Origin of the sequence: Pseudomonas sp. PDM24 (genome assembly GCF_019218905.1) — a bacterium.
GTDB lineage: Bacteria > Pseudomonadota > Gammaproteobacteria > Pseudomonadales > Pseudomonadaceae > Aquipseudomonas.
On the sequence record NZ_JAHUWR010000004.1, the window covers coordinates 13,657 to 29,371 of the forward strand.

13 protein-coding genes and 1 tRNA gene are annotated in these 15,715 nt (G+C 60.3%); 12 read left to right on the plus strand and 2 right to left on the minus strand.

The genetic code is table 11. The features are described 5' to 3' along the window. Positions 1-350: 350 nt before the first annotated feature. From pgaA to pgaD, 4 genes are read left to right on the plus strand one after another with little or no spacing between them, the layout of a single operon-like run. Positions 351-2,831 (plus strand): poly-beta-1,6 N-acetyl-D-glucosamine export porin PgaA, encoded by a 2,481-nt coding sequence (pgaA, locus tag KW837_RS14685; RefSeq protein WP_218396779.1) that lies wholly within the window; start codon positions 351-353, stop codon positions 2,829-2,831. A gap of 12 nt (positions 2,832-2,843) precedes the next feature. Next, on the plus strand, positions 2,844-4,841 hold the full coding sequence (gene pgaB, locus KW837_RS14690; RefSeq protein WP_218396783.1) for a poly-beta-1,6-N-acetyl-D-glucosamine N-deacetylase PgaB: 1,998 nt from the start codon (positions 2,844-2,846) through the stop codon (positions 4,839-4,841). Between the two features lies 1 nt (position 4,842). Beyond that, positions 4,843-6,198: a poly-beta-1,6-N-acetyl-D-glucosamine synthase gene (pgaC, locus tag KW837_RS14695; RefSeq protein ID WP_218396786.1), complete on the plus strand. Its 1,356-nt coding sequence runs from the start codon at positions 4,843-4,845 to the stop codon at positions 6,196-6,198. Next, positions 6,195-6,722: a poly-beta-1,6-N-acetyl-D-glucosamine biosynthesis protein PgaD gene (gene pgaD / locus KW837_RS14700; RefSeq protein WP_218396789.1), complete on the plus strand. Its 528-nt coding sequence runs from the start codon at positions 6,195-6,197 to the stop codon at positions 6,720-6,722. Before pgaC ends, pgaD begins: the two co-directional genes overlap by 4 nt. A 176-nt stretch (positions 6,723-6,898) precedes the next feature. On the opposite strand, the gene KW837_RS14705 is transcribed toward pgaD, so the two are convergent. Next, positions 6,899-8,428, minus strand: coding sequence for an apoptosis inducing factor family protein (locus KW837_RS14705; protein WP_218396792.1), 1,530 nt, complete (start codon positions 8,426-8,428; stop codon positions 6,899-6,901). A 139-nt stretch (positions 8,429-8,567) separates the two neighbouring features. On the opposite strand from KW837_RS14705, the gene KW837_RS14710 reads away from it, so the two are divergent. The 7 genes from KW837_RS14710 (at position 8,568) to KW837_RS14740 (ending at position 13,570) form a co-directional block, all read left to right on the plus strand. Continuing rightward, the gene (locus tag KW837_RS14710; protein WP_218396795.1) at positions 8,568-9,128 is read left to right on the plus strand and encodes a YbhB/YbcL family Raf kinase inhibitor-like protein; all 561 of its coding nucleotides are present in this window, start codon (positions 8,568-8,570) and stop codon (positions 9,126-9,128) included. 86 nt (positions 9,129-9,214) lie between these two features. Further along, a complete protein-coding gene (locus tag KW837_RS14715) occupies positions 9,215-10,951 on the plus strand; it encodes a VWA domain-containing protein (protein WP_218396798.1) in 1,737 nt (578 codons plus the stop codon). Between the two features lie 17 nt (positions 10,952-10,968). Beyond that, positions 10,969-11,550 carry an RNA polymerase sigma factor gene (locus KW837_RS14720; RefSeq protein WP_218396800.1) on the plus strand — a complete coding sequence of 194 codons (582 nt, stop codon included), beginning with the start codon at positions 10,969-10,971 and terminating at the stop codon, positions 11,548-11,550. Further along, a complete protein-coding gene (locus KW837_RS14725) occupies positions 11,547-12,167 on the plus strand; it encodes a hypothetical protein (protein ID WP_218396803.1) in 621 nt (206 codons plus the stop codon). The genes KW837_RS14720 and KW837_RS14725 overlap by 4 nt, the downstream gene beginning before the upstream one ends. Positions 12,168-12,188: 21 nt before the next feature. Continuing rightward, the gene (locus KW837_RS14730) at positions 12,189-12,458 is read left to right on the plus strand and encodes a hypothetical protein (protein ID WP_256348802.1); all 270 of its coding nucleotides are present in this window, start codon (positions 12,189-12,191) and stop codon (positions 12,456-12,458) included. 528 nt (positions 12,459-12,986) lie between these two features. Next, positions 12,987-13,241 carry a type II toxin-antitoxin system HicA family toxin gene (locus tag KW837_RS14735; RefSeq protein ID WP_081235251.1) on the plus strand — a complete coding sequence of 85 codons (255 nt, stop codon included), beginning with the start codon at positions 12,987-12,989 and terminating at the stop codon, positions 13,239-13,241. Then, complete coding sequence (locus KW837_RS14740) at positions 13,238-13,570, plus strand: type II toxin-antitoxin system HicB family antitoxin (RefSeq protein WP_218396808.1); 333 nt, start codon at positions 13,238-13,240, stop codon at positions 13,568-13,570. Before KW837_RS14735 ends, KW837_RS14740 begins: the two co-directional genes overlap by 4 nt. 115 nt (positions 13,571-13,685) lie before the next feature. Here KW837_RS14740 and KW837_RS14745 read toward each other — a convergent pair. Beyond that, positions 13,686-13,762: transfer RNA gene (locus KW837_RS14745), tRNA-Arg, on the minus strand. A gap of 347 nt (positions 13,763-14,109) precedes the next feature. Between KW837_RS14745 and gabD the strand changes: the two genes are divergently transcribed. Next, the gene (gene gabD / locus KW837_RS14750) at positions 14,110-15,552 is read left to right on the plus strand and encodes an NADP-dependent succinate-semialdehyde dehydrogenase (protein ID WP_218396810.1); all 1,443 of its coding nucleotides are present in this window, start codon (positions 14,110-14,112) and stop codon (positions 15,550-15,552) included. Positions 15,553-15,715 lie beyond the last annotated feature (163 nt).

Consider the following 15,715-nt stretch of genomic DNA (forward strand, 5'->3'; position numbering starts at 1 on the left):
GGGGTTTGGAAACGGGGAGAGGGGAAGGAGGTTCCAATGCCAGTCTCGAGCGCAGGCCCCTGTGGGAGCGGGCTTGCTCGCGAAGGCGTCGTGTCAGTCAATATCAATGTCTACTGACAGACCGGCTTCGCGAGCAAGCCCGCTCCCATAGGTTCCGTACCTTGGCTGACTGGGCATTGGAGAAGGCCTGAACATCACGAATCTGAACAATTATTGTGCTCTGAATAGTTGACTTCGCTTGCATGCAAAATTGCGTCGATAAAGCCTGGCCGGGTCTTTCGATCCGGCTTTCCGCTACGAATGGGCAAGGGGACATTGCGACCCGGCTGGCCATGTAAGGATGCTGACGAATGCCGTGTATTGCTGGTCCCTTTATTCATCGTGGTTTACGCCCCCTGTTTCGCGTTGCGCTGTGCGGCCAGTTGTTGTGGCCGATGCAGGCGTTCGCCGACACCCCCTACGACCAAATGGTTCGCGATGCACGGGCCGGCAACTACACGCCTGCGCTGACGGTATTGCGTCAGGTGCCAGTCAACCAGGCCACCACCGGTCAGATCAGCGATCACTTGCAGATCGCCAGCTGGGCCGGTCTGGACGCCGAAGTGGTTCAGGTCTATGAAACCCAGGGGCACAATCGGGCGTTGCCGGTTCAGGCCCTGACCGCTACTGCGCGTGCCTATCGCAACCTCAAGCGCTGGGACTCGGCGACCCAGGTGTACAACAAGGCCTTGGCCCTTGAACCGCAAAATCCCGACCTGCAGCTGGGATTGGCGATGACCCAGGCCGACGCCGGTAAGCCTGACGAGGCGGTTGCCCGCGCCAGGGCGCTGGTGGCGGCGAAACCGGATGACCCTTCCCGCCGCTTGGCCCTGGCTTACGCCTTGACCCGCGCCGGTGCCACCTACGACGCGTTGTTTGAATACGATCAGGCCTTCGTCCGCGCCGGCAGCAAGCCCGACGTCGCTCGGGAATACGTGATTGCCCTGCAACGCGCCCGCCTGCCGGAACCGGCCTTGCGCCTGGCGCGTCAGCGGCCGGGATTGCTGGATCCGGTCACGCTGCGACGTCTTGAAGGTGACTTGGCCGCAGAACGCGTGCGGCTGGCCGAGCTGGCCACCCGCAGCGAAAAAGAACGTTATCTGATCGCTGATCGGGCTCTGGCCGATTACGACCAGTTGTTGATGACCTGGACGCCGGATCCTCAGGCCCACGATGACGTCATCCGCTGGCGAATCGATCGCATGGGCGCCCTCAAAGCCCGCGCGCGCACCGCTGATGTGATCGCCGAATACCAGAAATTGCTCGCCGAAGGTGTGAAGATTCCGACCTATGCCTTGCGTTGGGTGGCGTCGTCTTATCTGGACCAGCGTCAACCAGAAATCGCCACCGATTTGTATCGTCAGGTGCTGGTGGCGCCGGATGCCGATGTCGGCGACCGTCTGGAAGACAGTACCGCGCTCTATTACGCCTTGCTCGAAAGCGATAAGGCCGATGAAGCACGTCAGGTCGCTGAAGACTTGGCCAAGACCCAGAAGCCACGGGTCGAGCTCAAGGGCTTGCCGGTGGGCAATCCCAACGATGAATGGATGGACGCGCAGCAACTCGCTGCCCAGGCCGGCACCTACGGCGCTGATCTACCGTCGGGCGAGCAGCGTTTGCAGACGCTGGTGGATCAGGCCCCGGGCAACCTCGGCCTGCGTCTGGCCCAGGCCGACTTGTACCTGGCCCGGGACTGGCCACGGCGCGCCGAGAATCAGCTCAAGGAAACCGAGAGCATGGCGCCGCGGGACATCGGCCTGGAAGTTGCGCAAGGTCACACCGCCATGGATCTGCAGGAATGGCGGCAGATGGATGTGCTGACCGACGATGTGGTCGCGCGTTTTCCGGACAACCGTCAGGTTCAGCGTTTGCAGCGCCAACGTGCGGTCCATGACATGGCCGAGCTGCGGGTGGAGGCCTACGGTGGCAAGAGTTATGGCGGGGGCAACGACGACGCCGGGGCGGTCAACGGCAGTCGCGATTTCGGCCTCGAAACCACGCTGTACAGCCCACCTATCGATGAAGACTGGCGCGTGTTCGCCGGTGCCGGTTACGCCACCGGCGACTTCCAGGAAGGCACCGGCCACCATCGTTTTCAGCGCGTCGGGCTCGAACGCCGGACTCGCGATATGACCCTGGAGGCGGAAGTCTCCAACCATTCCTATGGCTTCGGTGACAAACAGGGTGCGCGCCTGGCGATTGCCAGAGACATTGACGATCACTGGCAGTACGGCGGCAGCCTCGAATACCTGTCGGCGCAAACGCCGTTGCGGGCCTTGAACAGCGACATCACCGCCAACGGCGGCAGCGGTTTCATCCGTTGGCGCGCCAATGAGAGCCGCGAGTGGAGGCTGGCGGTCAGCCCTTCGCACTTCAGCGACGGCAACAACCGTGTCGAAGCCTTGCTCACCGGTCGCGAGGGTGTTTACCGCGCGCCGGGGTTGCAGGTCGACCTCGGCCTGGAGGTCGGCACCAGCCGTAACTCCAAGTCCGACGACGTGCCGTATTTCAACCCCAAATCCGACTTCAGCGTGCTGCCGACGGTGAACGTCAATCACGTGCTCTACCACCGCTACGAAACCTCCTGGAGCCAGCAGTTCCAGGCCGGCGCGGGCACCTATAGCCAGCGCGATCACGGGACCGGCGGCGTCGGCCTGTTGGGTTACGGCCAGCGCTACAGCTGGAACGACGTATTCGAGGTGGGCGGCCTGCTGAGCGTGATCAACCGGCCTTATGACGGCGACCGCGAAACCGATCTGCGCCTGCTCGTCGACCTCACTTACCGCTTCTAGAAGAGTTTGAAGATGCCTTTTATTTCGCGTTTCATCCTTTTGCTGGGAGCGCTGTTGATCAGCGCCTGCGCCCAGCAAGCCCCGGCCTTCGCACCGCCGTCCGAACGCCCGGTGTCGGCCAATGAAAAGCCGTGGCCGAAAAACCATGTACTCGGAATCGCTTACCACGATGTCGAAGACCGTGACCCCGATCAGGCGGTGGTGGCCGTGCGCACCGAGCGTCTGCTCGAGCAACTGGCGTGGCTGCGGGAGAACAACTACAAACCGGTCACCGTCGACCAGATCATGGCTGTTCGCAACGGCGGCCCCGAGCTGCCGCCACGGGCGATCATGCTGAGTTTCGACGATGGCTATTCGAGCTTCTACACCCGCGTGTTGCCGGTGCTGCGCGCCTATAACTGGCCCGCCTTGCTGGCGCCGGTCGGGGTGTGGATCGATACGCCGCTGAACCAGCCGGTGGATTTCGCCGGTACACCGCGCAAGCGTTCGGACTTCCTGACCTGGGAGCAGATCCGCGAGATTTCCCGATCCGGCCTGGTGGAAATCGCCGCCCACACCGACGCCAGCCACAAAGGCGTGTTGGCCAACCCGCAAGGCAACCTGCAACCGGCGGCCGCGACCCGGCACTATGACGCGGCTACCGGTCGCTATGAAACCGAAGCCCAATTCCAGGCCCGGATGCGCGCCGATGTGGCGGCCATCTCGGAGAAGATCCGCAAGGTCACCGGTTACAAACCGCGTGTCTGGGTCTGGCCCTATGGCGCGGCGGACGGCACCTCGTTGCACGTGGTCAACGAGCAGGGTTATCAGATGGCCCTGACGCTGGAAGATGGTCTCGATGCCCTCGACAACCTGATGAGCAGTCCGCGCTTTTTGGTGGCCTCGGACCCGGATGGCGAACACTTCGCCAACAGCATCGTTTCGGTGCAGGCCGAATCGCCGATGCGCGTGGTGCATGTGGACCTGGACAACGTCTACGATCCAGACCCGGCCCAACAGGAAATCAACCTCGGCAAATTGATCCAGCGCATGGCCGACATGGGCGCCAACACGGTGTTCCTGCAAGCCTTCGCCGACCCTGCGGGCGATGGCCTGGTGCACTCGCTGTACTTTCCTAACCGGCACTTGCCGATGCGCGCCGATATCTTCGATCGCGTGGCCTGGCAGTTGCGCACTCGGGCTCAGGTCAAAGTCTATGCCTGGATGCCGGTGCTGAGTTTTGCCCTGGATTCGAAGCTGCCACGGGTCACTCGTTGGGACCCAAAAACCGGCATCAGCTCGATCGATCCGGACCAGTACAAGCGCTTGTCGCCATTCGACCCGAACGTGCGGCGCATCATCGGTGAAATCTACGAAGATTTGGCGCGTCTGACCTCGGTCGACGGCATCCTCTATCACGATGACGCGGTGCTGTCGGACTTCGAAGATGCCGGCCCTGAAGCCCTGAAGGTTTATGCCGCCAACGGTCTGCCGGGTTCGATTGCCGCCCTGCGTGACGATCCGGCCACCTTGCAGCGCTGGACGCGGTTCAAGAGCCGCTACCTGATCGATTTCACTCACGAACTGACCGCCAAGGTTCGCGCCATTCGTGGCCCGCAAGTGAAAACGGCGCGCAATATTTTCGCCGAGCCGATGCTCAACCCCGAGAGCGAAGCCTGGTTCGCGCAGAACCTCGACGACTTCCTGGGCGCCTACGACTGGACGGCGCCGATGGCCATGCCACTCATGGAAAAACAGAGCCGCCAACAATCCGGCCCTTGGCTCGAAACGCTGGTGGCAACGGTGAAATCGCGCCCCGGCGCACTCGAGCGCACGGTGTTCGAATTGCAGGCCCGTGACTGGACGAAAAAAACCGACGCCGACATCGACGGCGAACAGTTGGCTGAGTGGATGGGCCGCCTCAAGCGTCAGGGCGCCACCAGTTTTGGCTACTACCCGGACAACTTCCTCGAGAACCAGCCGGAGCTGAAAACCGTGCGGCCCGCGCTCTCCAACAAGTGGAATCCATAACATGCTGGACAGACTTTTAGCCCTGCTGGTTCTGGCGATCGTCCTTGGGGTTCCCCTCGGGCTGATCTTTCTGCTCACCGGGCAATTCCTGATGGACTTCGTGTTCTTTTATCCACTGTTCATGTCGGGGTTGTGGATCGCCGGCGGCCTGTATTTCTGGCTGCACTGGGAGCGGCACTGGCCGTGGCAGGACGATACGTTGCCGCCAGCGCTGGCCGGCGAACCGCTGATCTCGATCCTGATCCCTTGCTACAACGAAGGCGACAACGCGGCCGATACCATCCACGCGGCACTGGCCCAGCATTACCCGAACATCGAAGTGATTGCGATCAACGACGGCTCCAAGGACAACACCGCCGCGGTGCTCGATGCACTGGCGGCGCAGGATCCGCGTCTGCGGGTGCTGCACCTGGCGGAGAACCAGGGCAAGGCCGTGGCCCTGCGCATGGGCGCCATTGCGGCGCGCAGCGAGTATCTGGTGTGCATCGACGGCGACGCATTGCTGGCGCCGAACACCGCGGCGTATCTGGTGGCGCCGATGCTCGATAACGCGCGCCTCGGCGCCGTCACCGGCAACCCGCGAATCCGCACCCGTTCGACCTTGATCGGCCGCGTGCAGGTCGGCGAGTTCTCGTCGATCATCGGCCTGATCAAGCGCACCCAACGGGTGTTCGGGCGGATCTTTACCGTCTCCGGAGTGATCGTCGCCTTCCGTCGCACGGCGCTGAACCGGGTCGGCTACTGGAGCCCGGACATGATCACCGAAGACATCGACATCAGTTGGAAGCTGCAACTGGATCACTGGAGCATTTTCTATGAGCCCCGCGCGTTGTGCTGGATCCTCATGCCGGAAACCCTCGGCGGCCTGTGGAAACAGCGTCTGCGTTGGGCCCAGGGCGGCGCCGAGGTGCTGTTCAAAAACATCCGTGGCATCTGGCAATACCGCCATCGTTACCTCTGGCCGCTGCTGTTCGAATACTGCCTCTCCACCGGCTGGGCCTTCACCTTTCTGCTGTCGGTGATTTTCTGGGGCGTTGGCAAATTCATCGAGATGCCGCCCGCCATTGCCGTTGATCACCTGCTGCCACCGGCGTTTACCGGGCTGCTGCTGGCGGTGGTCTGCCTGGTGCAATTCGCCGTCAGCATCCTGATCGATCGCCGTTACGAAAAGGGCCTCGGCAAGACCATGTTCTGGGTGGTCTGGTATCCGCTGGTGTTCTGGTTCATCAGCCTGCTTACCACCCTGGTCAGCTTCCCGAAAGTGCTGTTCGGTCAACATCAGAAGCGCGCGCGTTGGGTCAGTCCGGACCGGGGCATCAAGCCGCTGAATGACGATGAAGAGGAAGTCATCAAATGAAAATCATCAGAACCCGGCAGCGGCCCTTTCTGGTCGTGATCGATGTCTTCTTAACCGTGCTGGCCTGGATCGGTCTGCTGTATTTACTGGTGCGGGGGTTGTGGCCGTTGATCGATACCCATGACGGCCCGCGCATCGATGCGTCGTTTTTCGACGCCCTCGGCACGTTGCAGATTTACCTGTGGGTGGCGTTGTTGAACGCGGTGATCCTGATCACATGGGCGCGTTATCAACAGCGCAAAAGCAAGAGCTTCGCCCAGCGCCGTTTGCCGGCGCCGGTGGTGGATGATCAGGGGCTCAGCAAAAGCTTCAAGCTGACCGGCGACCGATTGGCGAAACTGCGCACGCCGGGTTCGATGACCATTCATAACGATCAGGATGGCGATGTCAGCCACGTCGTTACGCACTTCATCCCGGTCGCCCCGGCTGACCTACCGTCGCCTTTGGCGCCGCTGGAGCATCCGCTGGTAATCCGCCTGCCAGCCGAAGATGACGATAACCGCGAGCCAATGAGCCGGGTCTAGCTTGCATTCCCCTGTGGCGAGGGAGCTTGCTCCCGTTTGAGTGCGTAGCGCTCACAAGATCTTTGGTAGATCAGAGATTTTGCGTCTGCTGCGCAGACGAACGGGAGCAAGCTCCCTCGCCACAGGTTTGCGCCTCGCCATAGAGTTTTACGGTGGTCGGCGGGGGAAAACAGCCGTCAATTTATGTCCCTGATCAGCCGCCAGGCCTCATCCACCGACAGCGGCTGCTTCATCCGTTCAGCAAGCATCGCCATCGCCCGCTCTTCATCGCAGGCAACGGCCGCCGCCACCACGCCGTTTTTGCCGAACAGGCCGATAAACGGTGGATGGTCAGGGTCACCCTTGAACTCGACCTCGTCCCAAGCCTGGGCGTGACCGAGGTAGTCGTAGTTTTTGCCGAAGTGCCAGGTCCAGAAATACGGTACATCGAGGTAGCGCTCATCGCCGCCGAGCATATTCGCCGCCGCAATCCGCGCCTGTTGCTGGGCCAGGCGCCAGTGCTCGATCCGTTGGGGCTGGCCGTTGAGCGGGAAGGTCGCAATGTCGCCAACGGCCCAGAGCCCGTCGGTCACGCGCATCCCGCCGTCGACCTTCAATGACTGGTCTTTTTCTTTTGGCAGATCGGCAAACGGGGCCGTTGCCGGGGTGACGCCAATGCCGACCAACACCAGGTCCGCGGGCAAGCGCTGTCCGTTGTCCAGCAGCACCGCTTCGACTTTGCCTGTGCCTTCGATCTGCGCGGCTTCGCCATCCGTATGAAACACCACCCCGTTGGCCTCGTGCAGGGCACGAATTGCCTTGCCGACGGCGTCGCCGAAGTGCGCCTCGAACGGGATGGCATGGCGGGCCAGGACGGTGACCTCCAGGCCGTACTGACGCAGGGAAGAGGCGGACTCCAGAGCGATGAAACTGTCGCCAACGATCACTGCCCGTTGACCAGGTTTTGCGACTGAAAGAATCCGCTGCGCCTGCGCCTTCGAGCGCAGCACGAATACCTGCGGCAGATCGGCGCCAGGCAGCGACAGGGTTTTGGGTATGCCGCCGGTGGCAATCACGGCGGCGTCATAGCTCAACGATTGACCATCGGCCAGGCGCAGAGTCCGGTTCTCTGCATCCAGTCCCATCACATCGCTGTTTATCTGTTCAATGCGTTGTTCGCGATAAAAACTTTCATCGCGCAGAGGCGGGACTTCATCTGGCGGCATCTCGCCTGCAATCACAAATTTGCTCAACACAGTACGGTCGTAACCGGCCTCGGGCTCGCGGTCGATCAACACCACCCGGCCGCCGAAACCTTTCTCCCGCAGCGCCGCCGCACAAGCCGTACCTGCACCACCGGCACCGATGATCACAAAGGTTCGCTTATCGTCCGCCGGTGGGGTGCTCGCGGTGGGCATCGGCTGGTCATCGACCCAGACCTCATCGTCGCGGATTTCAAGCGGGTAGCGTCGCAGACTGTCCAGGGACGGTGGCTCGCATAACGCGCCGTCTTCGAGCCGGTACGCTGCCTTGTGCCACGGGCAGATCAGCCGCCCCTCACACAGAGCACCTTTGGCCAAGGGAGCCCCGGCGTGGGGACATTTGCCCTGATAGGCGCGCAATTGATCGCCGAGCCGCAGCAAGACGATTTTCGTCTTATCGATCCGGACTTCAAGGCCACGGTCTTGGGGCACATCGGCGAAACGGGCAACGCGATGCAGGGCCATGATCGATCTCCTGGCAAGTGTTTCACTTAGGAGTTTGGCGCTTATTCCGAGGTTCAGCCAATTCCTGCTGCCAGCGCACGAACGGTCCGGCTATAGTTTGCCAGCCGACGACGGCCTCACCCGCACAAGGTGCTCCGGTATGACCCGATTGACCTTTTTGAACCCTTGGCTGGCGGCCGTTGCAGTCGCCCTTTGCGTGCAGTTTCCGGCGCAGGCCCAGGAGCGTTTCACCCTCAGCATTCCCGGCGTTTCGGACAATCGTCTGTTCACGTCGGCGGCGGCCAGCGATGCCAGCGGTTGCGGCGGCAAGAACCAGTCCCCGGCCTTGAGCTGGAACGCCGGCCCTGCGGGCACCCTCAGTTACGCCATCGTCATGCACGACCCGGACGGCCAGAAAGGCCTGGGTGTCGATCACTGGATTCATTACGGGATCAAGGCCACCACACATCAGATTCCGGCCGGCGTCGGCGCCAAATCCGCCCTTGAAGGCGTAAGCGGCAGCAACAGCAAAGGCACCACCGGTTACATCGGCCCTTGCCCGCCCGTCGGCGACAGCTCCCATCACTACCTCATTCAGCTCTACGCCCTGGACCTGGCGCCAGATGCCTTGCCTGCCGGCCTGACCCGCGCGCAGCTGATGGAACAAATCAAAGGCCATGTGCTGAAAAACAGCAGCGTGGTGCGGCGTTATCACCGCTGAAGATTTTTTCCGGCGATTAACCCGAACCTGCCGGGCTGTCCGTCTCAGAGGATGAATGAGTCAATTTCCTCCTGAGGTCAGCCCCCATGTCCCTCCCTCTGCACTACCTCCGCCCGGCCGCCCAGGGTTTCGCCGCCGGGTTGCTGCTGGCCGTTGCCGGTTGCGGCGCTTCATCCACGCCAGACTCTGAGACGAACATTCCGGCAGTGGTCGCGCCACCGGTTCAAGGTGCGCTGAAAACTGAAGCGTTGGTGCGTAGCGAGGCGGTCATGGCAGATACCGCGATGGCCAAGCGCAGCGCGCGACCGGCACCGTCGGTCGCTTTCGCGCCCATGCCGGCCGGTGAAGCTTATCCACAGGGCTATCGGGATGAGCAGCGGGAGCAATATCAGGCGCTGGCCGATAACCCGATCCACAGCGTGGCCGAAGCACCGGTCTCGACCTTCAGTGCCGATGTCGACACCGGTGCTTACGCCAACGTGCGGCGCTTGCTCAATCAGGGGCGTTTGCCTCCCGATGGGGCGGTGCGCCTGGAAGAAATGGTCAATTACTTCCCCTACGACTACGCCTTGCCCACCGATGGCTCGCCGTTCGGCGTGACCACCGAGCTGGCGCCGTCGCCATGGAACCCGCATACCCGATTGCTGCGCATCGGCATCAAGGCATCCGATCATGCGGTGGCGGAACTGGCCCCGGCGAACCTGGTGTTTCTGGTGGACGTGTCCGGCTCCATGGATCGCCGCGAAGGTTTGCCGCTGGTCAAAAGCACCCTGAAATTGCTGGTCGATCAACTGCGCGAGCAGGACAGGGTTTCACTGGTGGTGTATGCCGGAGAATCTCGCGTGGTGCTGGAGCCGACTTCCGGACGGGAAAAAGCGAAAATTCGTACCGCCATCGATCAATTGACTGCGGGCGGCTCGACCGCCGGAGCATCGGGTATCGAACTGGCTTATCAAATGGCCCAACAAGCGTTTATCCCCAAAGGCATCAACCGCATCCTGCTGGCCACCGATGGTGACTTCAACGTTGGCATCAGCGACTTTGACAGCCTCAAGCAAATGGCTGTGGATAAACGCAAGACCGGCGTGTCTCTGACCACCCTGGGTTTTGGTGTGGATAACTACAATGAACACCTGATGGAACAACTGGCCGACGCTGGCGACGGTAACTACGCCTACATCGACAACCTGCGCGAGGCACGCAAAGTGCTGGTGGATCAGCTCGGTTCGACTTTGGCGGTGGTGGCGAAAAACGTGAAACTGCAGGTGGAGTTCAACCCGGCGCAGGTCAGCGAATATCGGCTGTTGGGTTATGAGAATCGCGCCTTGAAACGCGAGGATTTCAGCAACGACAAAATCGATGCCGGAGAAATCGGCGCAGGACATACGGTGACCGCGTTGTATGAAATTGTCCCCAAGGGCGAGAAGGGCTGGCTGGAACCGCTGCGCTATGGCAATCCTGGGGCCGATGTATCCGCAAAAAACGGGGAAATGGCGATGCTGCGAGTGCGTTATCAGTTGCCGGAAGGTGGGAATAGTCGCTTGATCGAGCGGCCAATCCTGAGTGGTGAGGCCGGCAAACTCTCGGCCGCCAGTGATGATCTGAGATTCGCCGCTGCCGTCGCCGCATTTTCCCAGCAGCTCAAGGACGGGCGTTATACCGGTGAGTTCAGCCTGAAGGACACCGAAGCCCTGGCCCGTGGCGCACGAGGCGATGATCAATTCGGCCTGCGCGGTGAATTCGTGCAATTGGTGGAATTGGCGCAGAGCCTGCGAACCCCGACCGCCTCGAATCAACAGCCCAACGACAACCGGATAGAGTGAAAGAGGCCAGCACTGACATGTCCGATCCTGAAATCAGCTCAACCGCCAGCAGCGATGAATCGCTGCTGGCGCGTTATCGCTCGGGCGACGGGCCGGCGTTCGAAGTTTTGTACGCCCGCCACCGTCAGGGCCTTTATCGATTCCTCCTCGGCCTCAGCGGCAAGCCCGAACTGGCCGAAGAGGTGTACCAGGAAACCTGGCTGAGCCTGATCCGCAGCACCAGTCAGCCACAAGGCCGGGCGAATTTTCGTACCTGGCTCTACCAGATTGCCCGCAACCGACTGATCGATCACTGGCGCAAACACGGCATCCACAACCCGTTGCACGACAGTTATGACGAACAAACCCATGCCCTGATTGATGACGCGGCCGACCCCGAACAACTGCTGAGCCTGAGCCGCGACGGTCAACGCCTCGAAGCCGCCCTGCAAACCTTGCCCGCCGACCAGCGCGAAGTGTTCCTGCTGCGCGCCCACGGCGACCTCGACCTGCCGCAGATCGCCATCCTCACCGAAACCCCGCTGGAAACCGTTAAAAGCCGCTTGCGCTACGCCCAGCAAAAACTGCGTCGGCTGCTGGCCGAGGAGGTACTGACATGACTGACGCCCGACAAACACCGCCATCGCCCGACGATGAAGTGCTCAAGCATTTTCGCGATCACAGCAGCGGCGAACCACCGGCGCATCTCGACGCCTTCATCCTCGCAACGGCCCATCGCGAAGCCCCAACACCGAAGCCGAACCTGTGGCAGCGCTGGCTCCGCGCTTGCCAGCAACCCCGTTGGCAGGTTGCATTCGCCAGCCTCGTTGGCGTCGCGCTGATGCTTGCACTGGTGCAGCGCACCCCGGAACAACTGCCGAGTTATGACTTTGTTCCTGCGCCAAAAGCGTCCGCACCGCTTGCCAAACCGGAAGCCGCTGCCCGCTCCCAGGATGAACCGGCCGGCGCTATATCCGCTCCGGCACCTGCCGCGCCCATGGCGGAGTTCTCGGCACCGTTGCAGCGTGAGTCGATCAACAGCGAAATGGCTGACGAAGCAAAAATCAGCAAACGCTTAGCCGCGCCGGCCAAGTCATTGGATGATCAATTACGTGAAGTGATACGCCTGCAAGAGACCGGTCAGACACAAGCCGCCGAGGCGCTGCTGACGACATTGCACAAGCGCTTCCCCAAGGAAAACCTCACGGCCCGACTCAAGGACTTGCAGAAAAAATGAGGTGAACAGCGGTCGGCAAATTTGGCATCGACACCCGAAAGCGCGCACTATCGGCCTATAGCCGATGCGTTGGAGGATGCCGTGGCAAAAAAAATCGACCGCATCGCCCAAATGCTCAACTGCCCGGTGAAGGGTGAGGAATTACGGCGAGCAGTGACTGAGAGTCGTAAGGAGTTTCTTCTGGCGAAGCAGCAAGAAGAAGCGCTTGAGGATGACGTTCTTGATGATGAGTTGATCGAGGATGAAGAAGACGATGATGAGTACGACGAGTTTGACTGGACGACAGAATGAAAAAACCGCTTTGGCGGTTTTTTGTCATTGATAAATGCTGTTTGACCTTGAGTCCATCTAGGCGTGTTTTGCGCAACAGGTGTAGGGGGCGGTAGCAGCAGCGCCGCTGACTACCCAAGAAACTACCCAAGAAACCGCCCAAGAAACTACCCAAGAACTACCCAGAAAATGTTGTGGGGTAAGGCGATGAGCATCGGCAGCGACTGGTTCATCCGCACGCGGCTGACCTGAAACGAGTCAGCGATTCGAACCGTCAAGTTTTCCTTGACGGTTGCCTCTGCCTTGACTGGGTCACCAGTGCCTACCGGCAGTTGACGAGAAGTCCTCAACCCTTACGATCACCCACAACACGGCCCCTGTCGGTTGATGCGCTTCGGTGCTGAGACTGCTCAGGGGTTTTTTATTGCCTGGATTTTTCCGCCCTACCAGTCGAGTTTCTGCCAGTCTTGGTCAATCCTCATCCGTCCAGGCCCAGATAGATAAGGATTCGCGGTTGCTTTCTTTTGCCTGGTATCATAATTTCATACCATGAATAACAAACAGCTCAGCACCCTGAAAGCAATATTCTCAAGGCCGACCCCAGCCACGCTGGAGTGGGCCCGTATCGAGTCTTTATTCGGCGCCGCTGGTGCCAAGACCATTGAAGGCAATGGGTCCCGGGTACGCTTTGAGCTGAACGGTGTGGTTGCCACCTTTCACCGACCACACCCGGACAAAGAAGCAAAGCCCTACCAGGTTCGTGATGCTCGGGCTTTCCTTGAACAAGCAGGAGTCACCCCATGAACGTAATGAATTACAAAGGCTATGCCGCCCGAATTGAATACAGCGAGGAAGATGGCCTGTTTGTCGGCCATATTGCTGGTATTAGAGATGTCGTTGGGTTTCATGGCGAGTCGGTACAGGAGCTTCGAAATGCATTCGAAGAGGCCGTCACTGATTATCTGGATACTTGCGCCAAGCTCGGACGTGCGCCGCAGAAGCCCTATTCTGGCAATCTCAGTCTGCGTTTAGCGCCGGCACTCCACGCAACCGTCGCCGTAAAAGCGCAGTTAGCCCACAAGAGTATCAATCAGTGGGTAGCTGACGTTCTTGATCGTGAGGTGCATGCCTGACCACTGCCATTGCACCTTCCTGAAAGAAGCCAGAAGGTGTAAACCTTATTCAGGACGAGACACCCACAAAAAAGCCCCAGACCCTAAGACCTGAGGCTTTCTCACTTCTACATTATGGTGCACCAGGCGGGATTCGAACCCACGACCCCTGCCTTCGGAGGGCAGTACTCTATCCAGCTGAGCTACTGGTGCGATGCGGGCGCCATGATACTCATATGCGCTGCGGGCGTCCATGCTGCTGAATCGTCTGCCTTTTTCAAAAGCGTAACCTGCGTTTGCTACGCTGATCAGAAAAAATAGGCAAATGCGGCGTTTTCGTTCTTTTTTTCGAACAGCCTATTGTCCTTTACCCCCTTTGATCCTAGGATTCGTTTGAGATTTCAAACGCTCTTGTCTGGGTGCTGAACCGCACGAGTTCGATTTGTGCGCTATTTATGTGCTTCAGCCCGGTGAATGATTTCCCTGACGGCAGCCTATAAGGCGCCTTTCTACAATCATAATTCGCTCCGCCTCGCGCGGTGCTGTTAAGGAAAGCCGACATGCAGCTTAAAGACACCCAGTTGTTCCGCCAGCAAGCCTTTATCGATGGCGCTTGGGTTGATGCGGACAACGGTCAGACGATCAAGGTCAATAACCCGGCAACGGGCGAAATTCTGGGCACTGTGCCGAAAATGGGCGCTGCCGAAACCCGCCGTGCGATCGAAGCCGCTGACAGAGCGCTGCCGGCCTGGCGTGGCCTGACCGCCAAGGAGCGGGCGAACAAGCTGCGTCGCTGGTTCGAGCTGATCATCGAGAACCAGGACGACCTGGCTCGCCTGATGACTCTGGAGCAGGGCAAGCCATTGGCTGAAGCCAAGGGCGAGATCGTTTACGCCGCTTCCTTTATCGAGTGGTTCGCTGAAGAAGCCAAGCGCATCTACGGTGACGTGATTCCGGGTCACCAGCCAGACAAGCGCCTGATCGTGATCAAGCAGCCGATCGGCGTGACCGCTGCGATTACTCCGTGGAACTTCCCGGCCGCGATGATCACCCGTAAAGCCGGCCCGGCCCTGGCCGCCGGTTGCACCATGGTGCTCAAGCCGGCTTCGCAAACTCCGTTCTCTGCATTCGCCCTGGCTGAACTGGCTCAACGTGCCGGTATTCCGAACGGTGTGTTCAGTGTGGTGACCGGCAGTGCTGGCGATATCGGCAGCGAGCTGACCGGCAACCCGATCGTGCGCAAATTGTCCTTCACCGGTTCGACCGAAATCGGCCGTCAGTTGATGACCGAGTGCGCCAAAGACATCAAGAAAGTCTCTCTGGAATTGGGCGGCAACGCGCCGTTCATCGTGTTCGACGACGCGGACCTGGATAAGGCCGTCGAAGGCGCGATCATTTCCAAGTACCGCAACAATGGCCAGACCTGCGTCTGCGCCAACCGTCTGTACATTCAGGATTCGGTGTACGACGCGTTCGCCGAAAAACTGAAAGTGGCCGTGGCCAAACTCAAGATCGGCAACGGTCTGGAAGACGGCACCACCACTGGCCCGCTGATCGACGAAAAAGCCGTGGCCAAGGTGCAAGAGCACATTGCTGATGCCGTCGGTAAAGGCGCCACCGTGCTGGCGGGCGGCAAGAGCATGCAAGGCAACTTCTTCGAGCCGACCATTCTGACCAACGTGCCGAATAACGCTGCCGTGGCCAAGGAAGAAACCTTCGGCCCATTGGCGCCACTGTTCCGCTTCAAAGATGAAGCTGACGTGATCGCGATGTCCAACGACACCGAGTTCGGTCTGGCCTCGTACTTCTATGCTCGCGACCTGGGCCGTGTGTTCCGTGTGGCTGAAGCCCTGGAATACGGCATGGTCGGCGTCAACACCGGGTTGATCTCCAACGAAGTCGCGCCGTTCGGCGGCATCAAGGCGTCGGGCCTGGGCCGTGAAGGCTCCAAGTACGGCATCGAAGATTACCTGGAAATCAAATACCTCTGCCTGGGCATCTAAGGCAAGGCATTGCTTCAAGCGCAAAGGGCACGAGAGCGCTGTCCCTTTGCGCGCTTCAAACGGAATTTTCTCTGTGGCCGGGAAAGCTGTGGCAGTCGATCATCGCATGCTGCCGTAGTTGCCTCCCCGCCGCATTTTCCTTGAACCACGCCGCCCGATGAGC

What these genes read in the sequence shown, in the direction of transcription:
- pgaC (WP_218396786.1), top strand. Translation starts at nt 4,843, where the DNA reads ATGCTGGACAGACTTTTAGCCCTGCTGGTTCTGGCGATCGTCCTTGGG.
- KW837_RS14720 (WP_218396800.1), top strand. Translation starts at nt 10,969, where the DNA reads ATGTCCGATCCTGAAATCAGCTCAACCGCCAGCAGCGATGAATCGCTG.
- KW837_RS14705 (WP_218396792.1), bottom strand. Translation starts at nt 8,428, where the DNA reads ATGGCCCTGCATCGCGTTGCCCGTTTCGCCGATGTGCCCCAAGACCGT.
- KW837_RS14715 (WP_218396798.1), top strand. Translation starts at nt 9,215, where the DNA reads ATGTCCCTCCCTCTGCACTACCTCCGCCCGGCCGCCCAGGGTTTCGCC.
- KW837_RS14735 (WP_081235251.1), top strand. Translation starts at nt 12,987, where the DNA reads ATGAATAACAAACAGCTCAGCACCCTGAAAGCAATATTCTCAAGGCCG.
- pgaA (WP_218396779.1), top strand. Translation starts at nt 351, where the DNA reads ATGCCGTGTATTGCTGGTCCCTTTATTCATCGTGGTTTACGCCCCCTG.
- KW837_RS14710 (WP_218396795.1), top strand. Translation starts at nt 8,568, where the DNA reads ATGACCCGATTGACCTTTTTGAACCCTTGGCTGGCGGCCGTTGCAGTC.
- KW837_RS14740 (WP_218396808.1), top strand. Translation starts at nt 13,238, where the DNA reads ATGAACGTAATGAATTACAAAGGCTATGCCGCCCGAATTGAATACAGC.
- pgaD (WP_218396789.1), top strand. Translation starts at nt 6,195, where the DNA reads ATGAAAATCATCAGAACCCGGCAGCGGCCCTTTCTGGTCGTGATCGAT.
- gabD (WP_218396810.1), top strand. Translation starts at nt 14,110, where the DNA reads ATGCAGCTTAAAGACACCCAGTTGTTCCGCCAGCAAGCCTTTATCGAT.
- KW837_RS14725 (WP_218396803.1), top strand. Translation starts at nt 11,547, where the DNA reads ATGACTGACGCCCGACAAACACCGCCATCGCCCGACGATGAAGTGCTC.
- pgaB (WP_218396783.1), top strand. Translation starts at nt 2,844, where the DNA reads ATGCCTTTTATTTCGCGTTTCATCCTTTTGCTGGGAGCGCTGTTGATC.